This is a genomic window from Nostoc sp. (genome assembly GCF_036917275.1).
Classification (GTDB): domain Bacteria; phylum Cyanobacteriota; class Cyanobacteriia; order Cyanobacteriales; family Nostocaceae; genus Nostoc.
This window is the reverse complement of sequence record NZ_JBALDF010000008.1, coordinates 85443-103485: the sequence shown is the minus strand read 5'-3', so window position 1 is coordinate 103485 and position 18043 is coordinate 85443. Positions and strand designations below refer to the sequence as shown.

Here is an 18043-nt window from a genome sequence, read left to right as displayed (position 1 = left end):
TGTCATGCATCGCCACATACAGATATTTTGACCCAGCTTTCAGGGATAATTCTTCTTATACAGCAGCCTACACGGAGAACTTAATATGACATCTCCAGAAACGGTTACATGGCTACAAGAACGGACGAGTTTAGGAATTCTCTCGCCTGAAGTGTTAAATGCGATCGCTCAAGTAATTGAAGAACAAGTAGTGAGTGCCGAAACTGACTTAGTTAGCGAAGGCACTCCTTCAGAAGCCCTTTATATTCTTGTCGAAGGTCAACTTGAAAGCAATAGTACCAATGAAACCAACCCAGCTTTAGCTTGTGGATTCCTCCCTGGAGCAGTGATTGAACTCCAAGAATTGCTGTTGGATGAATTAAGTCCATTCACAATTACTACGGTAACTGAATGTCACTTGTGGGTTGTACCTGCTGCTAAATTTCGGGAATTAGTCACCCAATACCCCGACATTGCTCTGGCTTTTTCCCGCCAATTGGCTCAAGAATTAGCTCAGGTGACATCTGCACTTGGCTATGAACAAGAACGATCAGTAGCTTTGCGACCATATTTAGTCACCAAAGCACAACGCGGAATTATCGGTACAAGTCGCTATGCTGTGCGGTTGCGGGAGCAAATTCGAGGAGCGGCTGCTGACCGCAAATCAGTGGATATTTTCGGAGAACCGGGGTTAGAAAAAGACAATATAGCAGCTCTAATCCACTTTGGTTCTCCAAAACGGCGAGAACCAATTATTAAAGTAAATTGTGGTATTCTCCAAACGAGCGGTGCAGATTTATTCGGTCGCGCAGGCGGTAAACCAGGACTGTTGGAATGGTTGGGAGAAGGGACTCTAGTTCTCAACAACATCCAAGAATTGCCCGAAGAATTATTACCTCCCGTGACGCAGTTGCTCAAAACTGGCACATATACCCCCGTGGCTCGTTCGGGAGAAGCAGCACCTGAACCTCGCCCCAGTACAGCCAGAATTCTGATTGTTTCAGAAAAAACTCAGCCGACAATTGAACGTTGTGTTGGTCACATTATTAAAGTACCACCGCTCCGGGTGCGGAAAACCGATGTTCAGGCACAGGTTGAATATTATACTAGTCTATACATTCGAGCTAGAGGCGTTCCGAAACCGCATATTACCCCAGAAGCTTTGCGTCGCCTCCAGTCCTATGATTTTCCTGGCAACCTCAAAGAATTGAAAAATCTGGTAGAAAGGGCGATCGTGCAAGCGGAGGGGGCGAATGAATTAACAGAAGAAATTTTCTGGCCAGCCGAAACTAAGAAAAAACGATTTCGGGTGAATCTGTTAAATGCCTATCCGCGTTTACGGCGGTTTTTACGTAGTCCCTGGTGGCCCGATCGCATTAACTATGGTTTCACTGCAACGGCTTTTGCGATTATTATTGCAGTGTTATTTATTGGCCCGCAAACCCGCGATCGCAATTTCGTATTAAATTTCTTTTGGGCTTGGTGGTGGCCTTTCTTCTTATTTCTCTTTCCCTTTTTGGGACGGATCTGGTGTTCTGTTTGTCCTTTCATGATTTACGGGGAAATTACCCAAAAGTTATCTCTCTGGCTGTGGCCTCGAAAACTCAAGCGTTGGCCCAGACAGGAAGCTGAGAAATGGGGTGGATGGTTCATGTTTGGTTTGTTCTCCCTAATTTTCTTATGGGAAGAACTCTGGCATTTAGAAAATACCGCCTACCTTAGCGCTTGTTTGCTGCTGTTAATTACCGCTGGGGCAATGATTTTCTCTGCTCTTTTTGAGCGGCGGTTTTGGTGTCGGTATCTCTGTCCCATCGGCGGGATGAATGGTTTATTTGCCAAACTTTCAATGACGGAACTCCGGGCACAGCAAGGTATTTGTTCTGCCAGTTGCACCACTTATCAGTGCTATAAAGGCGGGCCACAAAAGGGCGAAGGGATGGAAACCAATGGATGTCCCTTATACTCGCACCCAGCCCAGTTAGAAGATAACAGAGATTGCGTCCTGTGCATGACTTGCCTGAAAGCCTGTCCCCATCGTTCCGTTGAGTTCAACTTGCGTCCCCCTGGAATTGAACTGTGGACAACTCATGTACCCCGCACCTATGAAGTAGCATTATTGTTTTTGTTGTTGGGTGGGATATATCTGCATCGCCTGCCAGAATTGCAATCTTGGTTGGGGTTACAACTGGATTTAACTCAGTTTTGGCAGCACTTCGGATTATCGCTGCTAGTGTTAATTATCCCAGCGATTTTTACCTTTGCGGCCTACAAACTGATACAAATGTCTTACTGGTTAGCGAACTATATCGAAGCGGCAAAATCTAAAATCCAAAATCCAAAATCCAAAATCCAAAATTGGATGAAGCCTCGATCATTTGTAGAGCTTGCCTATGGCTACCTACCATTAGTCTTGGGGGGAAACTTGGCTCACTATTTGCGTTTGGGCTTAGGAGAAGGTGGGCGGATTTTACCCGTGACCTTTGCTACTCTTGGTTTGAGTGGTGAACAATTGCCAATATTGGTTGCTCACCCGGCTGTGATTGCCTTTTTGCAAGGTGCAACGATAATTTTCTCAGTGTTGATGACTATGTTATTAACACAAAAGATTGCCAAGCAACCAGTGCGATCGCTCATGTTGCAACACCTAGCCGCGATCGCTTTGGGAGTTAGTATGTGGGCGATTATTGTGTTTTGAGTTTCACATCTATTCCACCAGGCGGTTTATAATCGCCTGGGCTAGGTGCAAAATGTGAGTTAAAAACATTCTTGCCTACGAAGGTGATAGAAAATACTCATATGATTTTTCGCTCATAGTGTAAGGATTACAGATAATGCAAGTTCTAAAAAGATCCATCAAACCACAAACCTATATATCGTTCCTCCACATCTACCAGACGACTTGGGGGACTGCTGGTGATATTTGTTTAATCCGTGAATCTGTAGCTAATGAAAGTACAGCGAAGTTTGTCGGGCACAAAATCGAATTAGTAGTGCCAAAACAGTTAGAGCGCGATCGCATTGCCAACTGTCCGATAATCAAAGTTGCAGGTAATGTCGGCGACGGACATCCTAAAGAGCATCCCTTGGAATGGGAGGCTTATGAAGGTGTAAATTCAGAAATAGCTGAAGCGGCTCTCAAACCTTGGGGCTTCAAGTTAATTGAACTATAATATGGCAAACTGACAAGCTCAACTCGCTTTCGTTCTTCTGAAACTATTTTTTCCCTTAGCGCCATCAGACATTGGCTCAAATGGAAAAATTCATTTAATAGACATAGGAGTGAAATTAATTATGCGTTGCCCGAAATCCTTGGTAGGCATAATTCATAAATTGTATCTACGTCATTTTCACTCCTACGTCTAATGTACTAAACCAAGTTTCTAAATCCGCGATCGCTTGAAAATCCAACAATGCTTCACCGAGATTTTCTAATTGTTCTAAAGAGAGAGTTTCAATTCGGTCTAGCACCTCTTGGGGTAATTCTCCCACCCGTCGAGTAAGCTGACGGAGAATCAGCAATTGCCCTTCTGCTTTTCGTCCTTCTTCCCGTCCGCGTTGTTCGCCGCGTTGTTCACCTTCAGCGAGAATTTCTTGATAAATCACTGACTCGCGCATCATACCCTCCCGAAATAATTGTCGAATCAAGTCTTGATTGTATTTTAATCCCGCTAAGATTTGGGTGTAAGCAGAAATTTCTGGTCGTTGTCTTGGCTCAAGTTGATTAACTTTGACCACAACTTGTTGCAACAATGCTTGGGGTTGCGTGGTTGCTGCCAGGGGTGCTAATGGTAATAAAGCTGGGTTATTGAGGAATAGTTCGGGATTTTCTTCCCATAAGCGAATCACGCGATATTCATGACGGGTAGTTTCGACACAGAAGACAGTTTCAATTACTGTTTCTGCTGCGGGAGGAAGTAATAATACGACAACTTGTGTTATTGGCAGACGATACAGAGGCAGCCAAACCCTACGTCAAAGATATCGCTGAAATCCTCAAGAATCAAACTGTCGATCCCTCTGTTCGTTCCAGTGCAGCTTATGCATTGGGAAATCTGGGGGAGGCAGCCAAACCCTACGTCAAAGATATCGCTGAAATCCTCAAGAATCAAACCGTCGATCCCTTTGTTCGTTCCAGTGCAGCACAGGCATTGGGAAATCTGGGGGAGGCAGCCAAACCCTACGTCAAAGATATCGCTGAAATCCTCAAGAATCAAACCGTCGATCCCTCTGTTCGTTCCAGTGCAGCACAGGCATTGGGAAATCTGAGGGAAGCTGCCAAACCCTACGTCAAAGACATTTTCGACTTCCTCAAAGATAAAACCGTTGACTCAGGTGCTCGTTTCGGTGCAACAGAGGCGTTAGTAAATCTAGGGGAAGCTGCCAAACCCTTTTCGCGGTGTCTACTTTTTGCTAGTAAACTTACTGCCTTTAGATGCTGCCAAAGAACTGAAAGAAAAATTAGTTCAATACGCCGCCGATACCAAAGACCATACTGTGAGTGATACCTTCGTGCAACTGTTGCGCCCAAGGGTGTAATTCGTAATATTTTGGTTACGCTCAATACAAGTTTGTAATTCGTAATTAAGAAAGAAACTTCTAGGCTAAGGGTAAATTGTTTATTTAATAAAAATCTGACTTTTCACGTCATTCGCGGTGTCTAGATCCCCGACTTCTTCAAGAAGTCGGGGATTTAACTTTTCACGAATGATTTAGGACTGCTATATAGAAAAGCTTACGCTAAACCTAATCCCTGAGCAAGCTTTCTTACTAGGGAATGGAAGCGAGGTTTTCTAGATAAGAGTAAAAAGTCAGATATTGGAATCAGCGGAAAAAGAGATTGTGTCTGTCCTACCGCCAATTAGAATCAATGCTCAGTTCACCTGGAACCAAGCTTAATAAATGAAGGTGGAGGGATTAACCACGACCCCAGTCACGATCGTGTTGATAGCGGTTGTTATTATCACGATTGTTTCGAATGTTATTATAGCGCTCATAGCGGCGGTAATTTTCGCGCTCATAGCGGCGATTATTGTCACGCTCATGGCGGCGATAATTTTCGCGCTCATGGCGGCGGTAATTTTCGCGCTCATAGCGATCATTATTGTCACGCTCATGGCGGCGATAATTTTCGCGCTCATAGCGATCGTTATTGTCACGAATGTTGAGAAGATCGTTCTCACGTTCATAATCATCATTTCTGTGGTGACGACTCTGACGTTCGTAGTAACCATCATCGTTGTGTTGATAGCCGTAGTTATCTAACCCAGCAAGATAATCCACTCGTGTATTAGCATCAGCTTTTGGAGAAATACCCAAAGCTGATGCAGATGCTATCAAGCCTGCGAGCAAAATAGAGGTAAAGCGGTTCATGATGTCAGTCAAAAATTGTTGATAGTAATTTATGCAAGTCCAGTCTGTTCAAATCCAGTCTGTTTAGGAAGAGCAGATTCCATAAGTGTTTGAATCGATCCTATCAATTTTGAATAACTCAAAAAGTTTTCTTGGGTGCGGTGATTGAGAAAGGTTTTGTTGTCTGTGATACTTTCTGACTTTCCAGATGCAGTGAAAAGTTAAAATTAAAATGAGTCTTTGAACTGGATAAATCCACCTCTGAACTCCGTCAACGAGTCTTTGAACTGGATGAATCCACCTTTGAACTCCGTCAACGAGTCTTTGATACTCGTGAATGAGTCTTTGAACTCCGTTGACGAGTCTTTGATACTCGTGAATGAGTCTTTGAACTTCCGTTAACGAGTCTTTGAACTCCATTAATGAGCCTTGGGGAGACAGCTACGCTTTGGTAGGGTGGGGTTCTTGGGGTTTAATAAGTAATCAAGCAGACATGATTTAAGAGGTTTGATTATGGAAAACCGTCCCTCTCCGACTTCCAAAGGCACAGACTTGAAATTAGTTCAAGCCAGGGAGAGGTTTGTGGAACTGACGTCAGATTACAGCAGTTTTCATGTATTTGAACCACATCTGTCGTAAGGGCACAGCATTGCTGTGCCCCTACCACGTGGTCTATTAGACCTCTTGCAAAAATCCTTGAATCACCCCTCCCCAACCCTCCCCGGATGTATTGGGGAGGGCGCAAGATTTCAAGTTTTCCCCCTTATAAAGGGGGGATTAAGAGAGGTCTATTTACCTGAAAAAGCTGTAAATATATTACAAAACGCACACCAATTGTGATTAGTGTGCGTCTGCGGTTAGATTTTAGAAATTCTCGAACTTAGCGATCGCATCCTTCATCTTATCTATCACCTCATCTACAGGGATGACTCCCAATTCCCCAGAAGCACGGGTACGGATACTCAAGGTGTTAGTTTCCACTTCCTTAGCCCCCACCACTGCCATCACGGGTATTTTTTCTTTCTCTGCATTGCGAATTTGTTTACCCAAGCGATCGCCACTAGTATCAACTTCTGCACGGATGCCCAATGCACGCATCTTCGCCACCACATCTTTAGCAAAGTCTACCTGTATATCACCCACTGGCAGTAATCTAGCTTGCACTGGCGCTAACCACAAAGGAAAATCACCTGCATATTCTTCAATTAAAATCCCAATCAACCGTTCCAGTGAACCAAAAGGCGCACGGTGAATCATCACTGGACGTTTGCGAACCCCATCTTCAGCAACGTATTCCAACTCAAAGCGTTCGGGCAAATTGTAATCTACCTGCACAGTTCCTAATTGCCACTCTCGATCTAGGGCATCACTAAAGATAAAGTCAAGTTTTGGCCCATAAAAAGCCGCTTCTCCAATCCCTTCAAAGTGTTCCATCCCCAAAGTTTCAACTGCACGGCGAATTGCACCTTCGGCTTTGTCCCAAACTTCATCTGAACCGATGTACTTATCACTAGCAGGATCGCGGAAACTCAATCTAGCTTTAAAGTTTTTCAGTTGCAGACTATTGAACACTGACAAAATCAAATCTACCACATTGAGGAATTCGCTATCTAGCTGTTCTGGGGTAACAAACAAGTGAGAATCATCCACAGTAAAACCGCGCACCCGCGTTAAACCGCCTAATTCCCCTGATTGTTCGTAGCGGTAAACAGTACCAAATTCCGCCAGTCGCATCGGTAGTTCCCGATAAGAGCGTAACTCACTCTTATATATTTGGATATGGAAAGGGCAGTTCATCGGCTTCATAACGAAGCCCTGTTCCTGTGCGGCAGCTTCCTGATCATCTGCCATTAAGGGGAACATATCTTCTTTATATTTCTGCCAATGTCCAGAGGTTTTAAATAAATCTACTCTGGCAATGTGAGGTGTTACTACAGATAAATAACCCCGTTTTACCTGTTCTTGCTTGAGGAAGTCTTCTAAAGTACTCCGCAACAGAGTGCCTTTGGGTGTCCACAAAGGTAAACCCGGTCCTACTAAATCAGAAAATATAAATAATCCCAGTTCTTTCCCAAGTTTCCGGTGATCTCGCCGCAGCGCTTCTTCTTTGCGCCGCTTATATTCAGTGAGTTGTTCTGGACTTTCCCAAGCGGTGGCGTAGATGCGTTGCAGTTGGGCTTTAGTTTCATCCCCACGCCAATAAGCACCAGCAACGCTTTCTAGTTCAATTGCTTTCGGGTTTAATTCACTGGTATTTTCCAGATGAGGCCCCGCACATAAATCCCACCATTCATTCCCCAGATGGTAAATCGTGATTGGTTCTTCTTTAATATCTCCCAGGATTTCTAGCTTGTAAGGTTCCTTTATTTCCTGAATCCGGCGTTCGGCTTCTTCGCGGCTGACTTCTTCCCGACTAACTGCCAATTTGCGATTGATAATCTTCACCATCTCTTTCTTGATGGTTTTGAGATCATTTTCGCTAAATGGTTCTGGATTGTCGAAGTCATAGTAAAAACCGTTTTCAATCCAAGGGCCGATTGTAACTTGTGCCTTGGGAAACAGCTTTTGTACTGCCATTGCCATTACATGGGAAGCAGTGTGGCGAATCTTTTTTAAGTTGTCCGATTCGCTGGTACGCGGTAAATAAATTTTTTCAACTTGTTCTGACTGATTTGATGAATTTGGCGACATTGGCTGCTGAACCATTGGCGAAGTGATTACAAAAGGTGATTTATCTGAATCTGTAAGCTTATTCAACTATAACGACTTTGATTTTTGCCAGTTCGGCTTTCTCTTCCAACTACTGAATTAATTTCTGATCGGGGATGAAGATAAATTTTTGAGCGGTTAGCTGAGTGTCAAACTCAAAATTACAGGCGGTCGCTAAATTATCTGATGAATTGTAACTCGGTGTCAGCTATACCTATAAATGCCTCTCCAAAGGAAGTGTACAAACCCAATATCAAGACTATATAATAAATTATGTGTTCTTTGTTACATCTTTTCACATCTTTTGAATTATGAGAGAAATAATAAAAGTGTTAAGAAACATAAAGAACGTTAATATTAGTAAGCAAGTTGGAAATATAGTTCTCATTTATGTCAAACTCAAATGTACCAGGGCCTGAGTTGCTGAAAACGGTTTTAGAACCTCTGCTAGAAGATTTTCAGCATTGGTTCACGCGATCGCGGCATTTACTCGAAACTGAGCAACTATCATTTATGAGTGACCAAGAGCAATCTGACTTGCTCTTGCGGGTTAAACAAGCGCAAGACGAATTAAATACGGCGAAGATGCTATTTACTGCAACTGATAAACAAGTCGGGATTGATATGGCAACGATAATGCCTTGGCATCAACTAGTAACAGAATGCTGGAATGTGGCAATGCGCTTCCGTCAAGAGCGTGAAGTCTAAGCAGTAGATGCGAGCATTTGCTAAATTTTGGCAGACTATTTAGCGATGTCTAACGACAAAATGCTAGATCAGTCGTTAAAGAGATAGTACAAAAATCTTAACAATTTCTTAACATTATTTTTATTAACAAAATAATGTATCCTATGTTACCGTAAGTTGAATAACGGTTGACAAATAGCTCCATATAAATGTAAGCGCACGTAAAAGAGCGCGTTAAATACTTGTCCTAACTGTGAGTCACAGTATCGGCGAAGTAAAGCCTTACAAAATAAAGTTTTAAAAATTGTTGTCTTGGAGGAAAATCTAATGTTACACCTGCTTTACATTTTGGCTTTTACAATCCTTGCATTTATAGCTGTTGGCAACTTAATTCGTAACCTGATCATGTTCAGTTTTGATCGCGATCGAACTTACCCGCCGAATTCCTCAGCAATGAATAATCAAGGCAACTATGGTTATTATTCATCAAAAAAACAGTTTGTACCCCATCCAGAGTTATTAGATAGCGCGGGCAACTTAATTAAAGAGCCACTTTTGGTAATGCGTTCGATTAACGTTGAAGATGCGCGTCAACATCTCGATGCACTTTACGAAGCATCCCCAGGACATAAGAGAGAAAATTCAGAGGAAGCTTAAGAGGTTGTTTGAAAAGTCATAAAGTATACTTTAAAACCCCGCTTCTATTCCTCTCCTCTATAGGAAAAAAGGCTTTGAAACCCCCATTCCCTTGTAGAGAAGGCTTGAACGGGGGTTAAATTTCTGAGGTTTTGATGTTAATAACAATACTTTTCAAACATCCTTTAAGAGTTAGGAATTAGCAGTTTGGGTGTAAATAATTGTTGTTTTTACATCCTGAACCCAAATTTAAGCAGAAATTTATAACCATCTTTGAATTTGAGGCGATCGCATCGGTAAGCTGCGGAGTTAACATTGTGTTGTTCGCTTGACACAGGTTTAAGTTGCTATGAGTGACAAAGAAGCCGTTATTGAGTTAGTGAAACATTTACCCCACAATGTAACCCGACGATAAATTATTCATAAAATTGAGTTTATTGCAGCTATACGGGAAGGGTTTGACCAAATTGACCAAGGGCAAAGCATTCCAATTGAGTAGGTTGAGCAGATAATCGATGCATGAGCTACCAAGTAATTCTCTCGCCAAAAGCACTTTGAAATTTAGAAACTATCATCCATTACATCGCTTAGGACAATCTGAAGCAGCCAGGAAAATTGGTTAGGGGGATATTTAGAGAAAACGAAAGAACTAAGCCAGTTTGCATTTCAGGGTAAAAGGTTTCAGAATTTGATGAACTTAACATTTGCCAGTTAATCCTAAAGCCCTATTGCATTATTTATCGAATCTGAGGAAGACAAGAAACAGGTAAGTATTATAAGGTTCTAGCACGTACCAAGATTCAGCCTTGAATTGTAATTGTAAGCTTTTACAAAAAATAGTATTGACAACGTAAATACATCTTGCCTAGACTATGGGGTATGGATGTGTTTTTCGTGCTTAATGGTGTCACCTTCGTTTGGAACGAGGAGAAAGCTCAGATTAATCCCAGCAATCATGACGGCATAATATTTCAACAAGCCGTATAAGCTTTCTTCGATCCGTTTCTAATGGTGGTTGATGCCAGCCGTAATGATGAGCAGCGGGATGCTGTGATTGGTTTAGATAGACGATGGAATCTTCTGTACGTCGTCTACATTGAGCGTGAAAACGACATGATTAGGCTCATCTCGGCTCGGAAAGCGACGCGCAAGGAACGTGAATACTATGAAAGCTGAAGTTTTAAAAAAGCGACTCGATAAAAGTCGTCCAATGACGACAATTACAATTCGCATTCCCGAAGATGTGATTGAGGATTTGAAGCGAGTAGCACCATTATTAGGGTTTTCTGGTTACCAGCCATTAATTCGTGCTTACATCGGACAAGGACTCCGAGCTGATCTTGAGCGACTTGAGGGTGATACTGTTTCAACATTAATTGCGAGCTTGAAACGGCATGGTGTGAGTGATGAGATAATTTGTGAAGCACTCAGCGAAGCGACTGGGCGAGACAGCAACAGTTAGTGACGGCAGCAAGAGAAAAGCTAAATCCAGCTGAGTAGCGGTAATTATCTGATTGTGTTCGAGATTACTAGCATAGAATAACCTGTGATTTATTATTTAGAAGTGCATTGATCAGATTTGAGTTCATAGTAGATGGACCACCAGTATCACAACAAGCTCGTAAACGCGGTAAGGGCAATCGGCTTCAAGATTGGAAAAAGACAGTGCGACAAGAGGCTGAAAAATATTGGTCTTCGGAACAAAAAACAGCTACTGGGTTGGTTATGCTCCAGATAACCTATTTCTATGATTCTGTTCAAATAGATATAGACAATATAGTGAAGCCTATTCAAGATGCAATTATCGGATTAGCCTACGTTGATGATGAGCAAGTAAGCGACCTCCTAGTTAGAAAGAGGAATTTGTCAGGTAACTTTAGAATAGAAGACATGACCTCGACATTGGCGGAAGGCTTGGCTCGTGGCAATGAGTTCTTACATATTGTCGTAATTGATGCTCCTAATCAGGAGGTACTTACTTGATGGCAACTTCAACCGCAAACTTAGAAAGAGAGCGATTACTTAAACTAGCAGAGGAGTATCGTGAAAAGGGTTACGAAGTTTTTTTTCATCCAAATATAGAAGACTTGCCTGAATTTCTTAATAACTATCGCCCCGACATGATAGTACGTAAAGGAGAAGAAAATGTAGTTATTGAAGTCAAGTCACGCTCCTCACTTAACTCTTCTTCTAATCAATACTTAGGTAATTTAGCTAAAGCGGTAGAAAAATATCCTGGGTGGAGATTTGAATTAGTAATGACCAACCCAGAGGATATAATGTATTCTCTGAAAGCAGAGGGTTCTCTTCAAGAACATGAAATAGAATCACAGTTGCAAGTAGCAAGGCAACTTACAACGCAACATCCAAAATCAGCTATCCTATATTCCTGGTCTTTGGTAGAAGCAACTTTGAGACTTATTGCCCAAAAGGAAGAGCTAAGTTTACAAAGATTTGATCCACTGTACTTAGTGAAGCAATTAGCAATTGAAGGTATAATTTCAAAATCTAAGTATCAGTTACTAATGAATGCACTCCTATTACGTAATTCTATTGCTCATGGCTTCAAAACTACAGAACTTACGCAAAATTCTGTATATGAATTGATCGAGCTTACAGAGCAGTTCTTAAGAACTCTACACACTGGCAATGAAGCAGATTAACACTACGTTGGTTGGAGTGGATGGTATGACAGACATACTGCTGAATTTCAGGTGATGCTTAAAGCGATGTCTACGACGGGCTACGCCTACGCACTAAGCATAAAATAGGGAGTGGTGAATTACCCACTCCCTACTCTTTCTAAGCTTCAATAACTACCCGAAGATTGCCCCGTTTTCTGGCAACGCGACAAGCAGTCGTAGTCCCAGAACGCTCGAATTCTAAATCCAGGATGGTGGGGCCGACTCGCAAATTATGAAAGGACAGGCGATTAATCGATTCTGGTAAAGCAGGGTCGATTATTCGCAAGCAGTTATTTTGAGCGTCAGGCACCAAGTTGACCATCATTTGCAGCAGTTGGAAGATACTACCAGTAGCCCAAGCTTGGGGAGTACAGGCAACTGGATACTGCACAGGGGCATTATCACCGTTCCGTTCGTAGCCGCAGAAAAGTTCTGGAGGACGTTGGTAAGGCTGCCGACTAGTCATGTCGAATAAACCTTGGAAAAGTTCTAGAGCTTGATCGATAAGACCCAGCGATCGCAATCCCATTGCAATCAGAGCGTTATCATGGGGCCAAACTGAACCAATGTGATAGCCCATTGGATTGTAAGCAGGTGACAAACTACTCAGGGTACGAATGCCCCAACCATTAAACATATCTGGTGCCCGCAAGCGTTCTGCTACACTATAGGCTTTTTCGGGTGTGAAGAGACCTAAATGTAGACAATGGCCAGGATTTGAGGTAATACTGTCTACTGGCTTGCCATCTCCATCCAAAGCTAAAGCGCAGAAATCTTGGTCTTCCACCCAAAAATCTTGATTAAAACGAACCTTAAGACTTCTAGCTTCTTCTTGCCAACGATCTGCCAAATCAAGCCGCTTCTTCATCCTAGCTATTTCTGCTAGGCGCATTTTTGCAGCATAGACATAAGCTTGCACCTCACAAAGGGCAATTGGCCCATTGGCTAATTCTCCCTTGTGGTCTACAATACAGTCGCCAGAATCTTTCCAACCTTGGTTAACAAGACCGCGTTTGGATTTACGGAAGTAACTGAGGTAGCTGGTTTGTTTGGTATTGCGATCGATCCACTCCATTGCTGCTAGAGCATTTGGCCAAAGTTGCTCTAAGAGTTCTTGATCGTGAGTCCAAGCATAATGTTCGGCATACAGCATCAGCCATAGCGGAGTGGCATCAACTGTACCGTAATAAGGTGTATGGGGAATTTCTTGACAACGAGCCATTTCTCCCAAACGCAACTCGTGCAAAATCTTACCCGGTTCTTCTTCGCGCCATTCGTCGTCGATTTGACCTTGATATGTCGCCAGTAGGATCAGGGTTTCCTTGGCGATTTGCGAGTTTAACATTAGGGCTTGGGAAGCTGTAATCAGCGAATCCCGTCCAAATAGTGTAGAAAACCACGGCACTCCAGCAGAAACAGTCTTATGCTTACCAAAAGACTGGCGCAACAAATACATATCTTGTTCAGCCCGCTCAATCACTCGATTGAAGGTATTCTTATCTGAGCTAATGCGTGTAATTTGCTGTACCCAGTTTTGCTTCTCCATAAACTCAGCAGCTTTCGCCTGTCCTAAGGTGAAGGCAGCGCTTACAGTTGAACTGGACTGGTTGTTTTTCAACATATTCACTCGGTAGCCCAGCTTTTGAGTTTCGTGAGAAGCCAACTCTAGCTGCCAAACCGCAGTGTAACCCTTGAAATAGTTTGGTTGCCGCTGCTGAAATAGAATACGGGATTCCATCACCGACCCATCCAGACCTTGATAGGCGAGTGTTAAAGATTCTTCTCTAAAAGATGGTGGCTCTTTGGGTATAGGCAAAACGCCATCGACGGGAGAAAATGTTCCTTCTTCAGCCGTCGGTTCCGCTAGACGTAAAAGCCTACCTCGTTTTTCTCTGTCATAGCCCCGGACTTCAAATAAATCAAGAAAATCTGCATCAAAGCTGATGCTTAGTTCAAAACTGACGGTAGTTGTACTGTAGTTAGATATCTCTATTTCTTCAAATAGTGCCCCATTCAGCACGATTTCCCGGCGAATTCCTACAGTGTCGGCTTTGAGGCGTTCATCGATTCTAGGGTTGGTACACAAAACTGAGAGTGAAAACCCTTTCTCAGCAGTACTACTGAGGAGTATAGGCGATCGCCCTTCAATTTGCAACTCCAAGCGATTGAGAAATCTTGTATCACAACAAAACAGTCCCATGCTGGGATTGCCATCGTTGAGGGAACAGCCAGAAATGTTCCCGATAGTATCTGTTACAAAAAATAAATCATCATCTTTTACCGTCAGTGTCGGTTGTGGCCTTTGACTCACAACACAAGGCCACTCCGGGATTGGTAATTGTTCGGCAGGAATAAAAGTTTTTCCATCCAGGAAAATTTTTTCCGGGGTCAATAGCGTATCCGGTGTCATTAGTCAAAGTTCCGTGTACAGGTCTAGATTTTTGTGGTCTTCCGAGTAGAGGTCGCTGACACTCACAACTTCCGAAAAAATCCGCTCTCTAAAACTCGTTTGAGCTATTCTAGCCAAAGTAATCCTTACATACTGTTGACAAAATAGCAGCGCTCAAATCCATATAAGCAAATCTTGAGAAATTTCTATTTTATAAGTCTAAAGTCAAGAGTGAAAACTGAGGATTTTGAGATAATTCATTAGTCATTCAACTTTCTCAAGACACAAGACATATAGTATACTCAGCAAAAAGGCGAAATTTACAGTTTTTATTAGATGTAGAGAGCATTCGTTCCCTACCATTATACAATTTTGTCTTATATCTCTTTGGTATTTGATTAAACAAATTTATGATAAATAATTAATTGATTAAATTTAATCACTAATTATCGATTAAATTATGGGAATGTAGCAGTAATGATTTTTGGGTAAGAAAATTTCTTTAGTGAGCATAAATACAATGTAGGTAAAGTCGCATGGACTATCAATCAATGAGCAGTGGTTAGTAGTAATTAATTATTTGGTACTTAGTGCTGAAAGATTTTACCTGTACAAGCATATGCAAAGCTAGTCGAAAATGTATATTGGGCGTAGTAGCCGATGATTTTAAATATCTTTTTAACCTGATCCTACTGCCTGAAGGCGTGGGATTTCAGGGTCATTGGATGATTGGGCATTGGAAAAAACCATGCCCTATGCTCCAAGTCGAGCGGTTGATTCCACCCCTTGAAGAGATGGACTAGAAGCCGACTTTCTGTAAATGAAACTGTACGCGCCCCTGCTAGTTAGTAACAAAGTGTTGCGTTTACCTTGGTGAAAAGTGCTTTTTAGCGTTCTTTACATATTGCAACTAGTCTATTTAACTTGAAAGCCCCTTGTAATTTGTACAATGCAGCTGTGACGTGGATCTTGTTGAGATTGGGCGTTAAACGATAATTCATGAGCATTTCAACTTCTGTGCTGAGTGATCTGCTAAAGTCCCTACCCTACTTGCGGTCCCAGCTATATTTCAAGGCTTCATTAACGGCGCTCTCCCACGCGATGGAAGATCAAGTTTTGGCTGGGACTTTAGCCCAACCCCTTGTAATTGCTAGTTTCCAGCGAGAGCGATTCTACCGCCAAGAAGCTCATCGCTATCAGCGACTAGCCTTACGAAGTAATCAAGTATACGTATTATCTGCTCCAGAAACTGATTTTACCAATTTTACCGATAGTTCAGAACACTACGAAAGGGTAGCTTTTGAGCCAAATGATGGCTTAAGTCAAGAGTGGCATTTGATAGTGATTGCCGACAATTACGCGACTTGTCTGGTTTGCCGGGAAAGCCTTGGTTCTATTGCCAAAAACAAGCAACTACCGGAACTAAGCCCGAATCTGGATATAGACGCAGCGCGAAGATTTGAGGGGATTTGGACATCGGAAAGGGGAGTTAGCCTCAAAGCAGCCGAATTGCTCTTAGACAGGATTTTGGTTTACAGACCAGAATTGGCAAGTAAAATTGAGGAGGGATGCCAAAGGTTTGGGATCAAAGAGCCGCGAAGCTACTCTGGAGCAGAACAGATCAACGAATATGCTTGTGATATCGATACTGATCCCTTTGTGCAGCGCTTACTAACTTATTTGCAAGCTAGTCAGTACAAATTGCACAAAGCCTACCGTTCAATTGCTGCTCAAGCACGTAAAGAACGATTAGTCAATACGATTAGCACTGCCATTCGGCGATCGCTCGATCCTCACGAAGTTCTCCAGGTGGCGGCACAAGAATTAGGACAACACTTAGAAGCTTGTCGCTGTCTAATTTACCGCGCTCAAGCCACAGATAGCCAAGCCATAATGGAACACGAGTTTTTGACTCCTGGTGTTTTATCTGTTCGTGGGCAAACCTGGGAGTTACAGAAAAATTCTCTCTTTCAGGACATAGTAGAACTTGGCGAAGGTGTTTGTGTAAGCGATACGCTGATTGACCCTCGTGTTACCGACTCACCGGGACTTTCCTTGATTGCCAAAAAGTTTGCCATTCGTTCTTGGCTGATGGAACCAGTATTTTATCAGGGGCGATTATTGGGCATCGTGGAGTTGCACTACTGCCGAATGCCACCGCACGAGTGCCAACCTGGGGAATTAGATTTGGTAAAAGCGATCGCAACCCAAGTGGGAGCAGCTCTCATCCAAGCGGAAGCTTACGCCAACCTAGAAGAACTTAACCAGCAGCTAGAAGCCCTAGACCGCACCCGCAGCAACCTCATAGCCATTACTGGACATGAACTGCGTACCCCCCTATCCACAATTCAAGTGTGCCTGGAAAGTCTCGCTAGTGAGCCGGATATGCCCTTGGAATTGCAGCAGGTCATGCTCAACACTGCTCTTTCCGACTCGGAACGGATGCGAAAACTGGTACAAGATTTCCTCACACTTTCCAACTTAGAAAGCGGTCGGGTGGAATGGCATCCAGAATCCCTCAGTTTACAAGAGTGTGTAGACTTATCACTTAGCCGCAATCGCACGCGTTCCTCAACGGAAAAGCCGCCCAAAATCAAAACTCAAATTGCCCAAAACTTACCTTTGGTTAGAGCTGATGGTGATTGGCTAGTAGAGGTACTGGCTAAACTCATAGACAATGCTTATAAATTTACACCACCCCAAGGAGAAATCACTATTAAAGCAGTTCAGAATAGCCATCAAATGGTCGAGGTGACTGTAGCTGACACTGGACGCGGTATTGAACCGAATCGTTTAGAAGTCGTTTTTGACCGCTTCTATCAAGAAGAGGGAGCGCTACGCCGCACCACTGGCGGAACTGGACTTGGTTTAGCAATTTGCCGTCAAATTGTTAATGGCTGGGCTGGGGAAATTTGGGCAGAGTCAACTGGGAAAGACCAGGGTAGTCAGTTTCACTTCACCATACCGATTGTTCAGAGTAGCCATGAGGAAAAGCGGGCTAAAGTCAAGAGTAAATAGTATTGGGCATGGGTCATTGATTTTTGACTAATCACAAATGACTAAAAGACTAAAAACTGTTACAGTCTATGACGCGATCGCAATATGATCCTGGTTGCGGTGTTAGGATTCCCTAAAAACGTTGAGAGAATACTTTATGGCAGAGACACTCTCTGGACAAACCCCGCTATTCGGTGGCAGCACCGGTGGCTTGCTCAGTAAAGCAGCAGTGGAAGAAAAGTACGCTATCACTTGGACTAGCCCGAAAGAGCAAGTTTTTGAATTGCCTACAGGTGGTGCTGCTATTATGCGGAAAGGTGAAAACCTGCTGTATATAGCTCGTAAAGAATATGGCATCTTTTTGGGCGGTCAACAACTCCGGAAACTCAAAATTACAGATTATAAAGTTTACCGGATTTTACCCAACGGAGAAACCACTTTACTTCACCCAGCTGATGGTGTCTTCCCTGAGAAGGTGAACGCAGGTCGTGACAAGGTACGTTATGTAGACCGCCGTATCGGACAAAACCCCAGTCCCGCTAAACTTAAGTTCAGCGGTGTTTATACCTACGATGCTCCATAACTAGCTGTTAGTAGCTAATGGGTAATTAGT

14 protein-coding genes and 2 pseudogenes are annotated in these 18043 nt (G+C 43.0%); 12 read left to right on the top strand and 4 right to left on the bottom strand.

The genetic code is table 11. The features are described from left to right. Positions 1–85: 85 nt before the first annotated feature. Positions 86–2674, top strand: coding sequence for a cyclic nucleotide-binding domain-containing protein (locus V7K35_RS03365; protein ID WP_335076387.1), 2589 nt, complete (start codon positions 86–88; stop codon positions 2672–2674). Positions 2675–2810: 136 nt separating this feature from the next. Then, positions 2811–3149: a hypothetical protein gene (locus V7K35_RS03360; RefSeq protein WP_334794288.1), complete on the top strand. Its 339-nt coding sequence runs from the start codon at positions 2811–2813 to the stop codon at positions 3147–3149. A 166-nt stretch (positions 3150–3315) separates the two neighbouring features. Here V7K35_RS03360 and V7K35_RS03355 read toward each other — a convergent pair. Continuing rightward, positions 3316–3933: pseudogene (locus V7K35_RS03355) on the bottom strand (Rpn family recombination-promoting nuclease/putative transposase); the annotation flags it as partial. Between V7K35_RS03355 and V7K35_RS03350 the strand changes: the two are divergent. After that, the gene (locus V7K35_RS03350; protein WP_335076385.1) at positions 3912–4481 is read left to right on the top strand and encodes a HEAT repeat domain-containing protein; all 570 of its coding nucleotides are present in this window, start codon (positions 3912–3914) and stop codon (positions 4479–4481) included. The pseudogene V7K35_RS03355 and the gene V7K35_RS03350 sit on opposite strands and share 22 nt — an antisense overlap. Before the next feature lie 412 nt (positions 4482–4893). On the opposite strand, the gene V7K35_RS03345 is transcribed toward V7K35_RS03350, so the two are convergent. Further along, on the bottom strand, positions 4894–5328 hold the full coding sequence (locus V7K35_RS03345) for a hypothetical protein (protein ID WP_335076383.1): 435 nt from the start codon (positions 5326–5328) through the stop codon (positions 4894–4896). A 240-nt stretch (positions 5329–5568) separates the two neighbouring features. Here V7K35_RS03345 and V7K35_RS03340 point away from each other — a divergent pair, with 240 nt between their 5' ends. Continuing rightward, positions 5569–5730 carry a hypothetical protein gene (locus V7K35_RS03340; protein ID WP_335076381.1) on the top strand — a complete coding sequence of 54 codons (162 nt, stop codon included), beginning with the start codon at positions 5569–5571 and terminating at the stop codon, positions 5728–5730. 462 nt (positions 5731–6192) lie between these two features. On the opposite strand, the gene thrS is transcribed toward V7K35_RS03340, so the two are convergent. Beyond that, positions 6193–8034 (bottom strand): threonine--tRNA ligase, encoded by a 1842-nt coding sequence (gene thrS, locus V7K35_RS03335; RefSeq protein ID WP_335076423.1) that lies wholly within the window; start codon positions 8032–8034, stop codon positions 6193–6195. 393 nt (positions 8035–8427) lie between these two features. Here thrS and V7K35_RS03330 point away from each other — a divergent pair, with 393 nt between their 5' ends. The 6 genes and pseudogenes from V7K35_RS03330 (at position 8428) to V7K35_RS03305 (ending at position 12023) form a co-directional block, all read left to right on the top strand. Beyond that, complete coding sequence (locus V7K35_RS03330; RefSeq protein WP_335076379.1) at positions 8428–8745, top strand: DUF2605 domain-containing protein; 318 nt, start codon at positions 8428–8430, stop codon at positions 8743–8745. A gap of 306 nt (positions 8746–9051) precedes the next feature. Then, complete coding sequence (locus tag V7K35_RS03325) at positions 9052–9381, top strand: DUF2973 domain-containing protein (RefSeq protein ID WP_334794149.1); 330 nt, start codon at positions 9052–9054, stop codon at positions 9379–9381. Positions 9382–10359: 978 nt separating this feature from the next. After that, a pseudogene (locus V7K35_RS03320) lies at positions 10360–10536 on the top strand (BrnT family toxin); the annotation flags it as partial. Continuing rightward, positions 10526–10822, top strand: coding sequence for a hypothetical protein (locus V7K35_RS03315; protein WP_335076377.1), 297 nt, complete (start codon positions 10526–10528; stop codon positions 10820–10822). The pseudogene V7K35_RS03320 and the gene V7K35_RS03315, both read left to right, overlap by 11 nt. Positions 10823–10929: 107 nt before the next feature. Next, entirely contained in the window at positions 10930–11343 is a 414-nt protein-coding gene (locus V7K35_RS03310) for a RusA family crossover junction endodeoxyribonuclease (RefSeq protein ID WP_335076375.1), read from the top strand. Continuing rightward, positions 11343–12023 carry a hypothetical protein gene (locus V7K35_RS03305; RefSeq protein WP_335076373.1) on the top strand — a complete coding sequence of 227 codons (681 nt, stop codon included), beginning with the start codon at positions 11343–11345 and terminating at the stop codon, positions 12021–12023. The genes V7K35_RS03310 and V7K35_RS03305 overlap by 1 nt, the downstream gene beginning before the upstream one ends. A 139-nt stretch (positions 12024–12162) precedes the next feature. Here the strand turns inward: V7K35_RS03305 and V7K35_RS03300 are convergent, their stop codons facing one another. Further along, complete coding sequence (locus V7K35_RS03300) at positions 12163–14454, bottom strand: amylo-alpha-1,6-glucosidase (RefSeq protein WP_335076371.1); 2292 nt, start codon at positions 14452–14454, stop codon at positions 12163–12165. Between the two features lie 978 nt (positions 14455–15432). Between V7K35_RS03300 and V7K35_RS03295 the strand changes: the two genes are divergently transcribed. Next, positions 15433–17451 (top strand): DICT sensory domain-containing protein, encoded by a 2019-nt coding sequence (locus V7K35_RS03295; RefSeq protein ID WP_335076369.1) that lies wholly within the window; start codon positions 15433–15435, stop codon positions 17449–17451. A 136-nt stretch (positions 17452–17587) separates the two neighbouring features. Beyond that, positions 17588–18013 (top strand): photosystem I reaction center subunit II PsaD, encoded by a 426-nt coding sequence (locus V7K35_RS03290; RefSeq protein WP_334794145.1) that lies wholly within the window; start codon positions 17588–17590, stop codon positions 18011–18013. Positions 18014–18043: the final 30 nt, after the last annotated feature.

Coding starts and splice junctions, on each gene's coding strand:
- V7K35_RS03360 (WP_334794288.1), top strand. CDS start 2,811: ATGCAAGTTCTAAAAAGATCCATCAAACCACAAACCTATATATCGTTC.
- V7K35_RS03290 (WP_334794145.1), top strand. CDS start 17,588: ATGGCAGAGACACTCTCTGGACAAACCCCGCTATTCGGTGGCAGCACC.
- V7K35_RS03325 (WP_334794149.1), top strand. CDS start 9,052: ATGTTACACCTGCTTTACATTTTGGCTTTTACAATCCTTGCATTTATA.
- V7K35_RS03330 (WP_335076379.1), top strand. CDS start 8,428: ATGTCAAACTCAAATGTACCAGGGCCTGAGTTGCTGAAAACGGTTTTA.
- V7K35_RS03295 (WP_335076369.1), top strand. CDS start 15,433: ATGAGCATTTCAACTTCTGTGCTGAGTGATCTGCTAAAGTCCCTACCC.
- V7K35_RS03305 (WP_335076373.1), top strand. CDS start 11,343: ATGGCAACTTCAACCGCAAACTTAGAAAGAGAGCGATTACTTAAACTA.
- V7K35_RS03315 (WP_335076377.1), top strand. CDS start 10,526: ATGAAAGCTGAAGTTTTAAAAAAGCGACTCGATAAAAGTCGTCCAATG.
- V7K35_RS03365 (WP_335076387.1), top strand. CDS start 86: ATGACATCTCCAGAAACGGTTACATGGCTACAAGAACGGACGAGTTTA.
- thrS (WP_335076423.1), bottom strand. CDS start 8,034: ATGGTTCAGCAGCCAATGTCGCCAAATTCATCAAATCAGTCAGAACAA.
- V7K35_RS03300 (WP_335076371.1), bottom strand. CDS start 14,454: ATGACACCGGATACGCTATTGACCCCGGAAAAAATTTTCCTGGATGGA.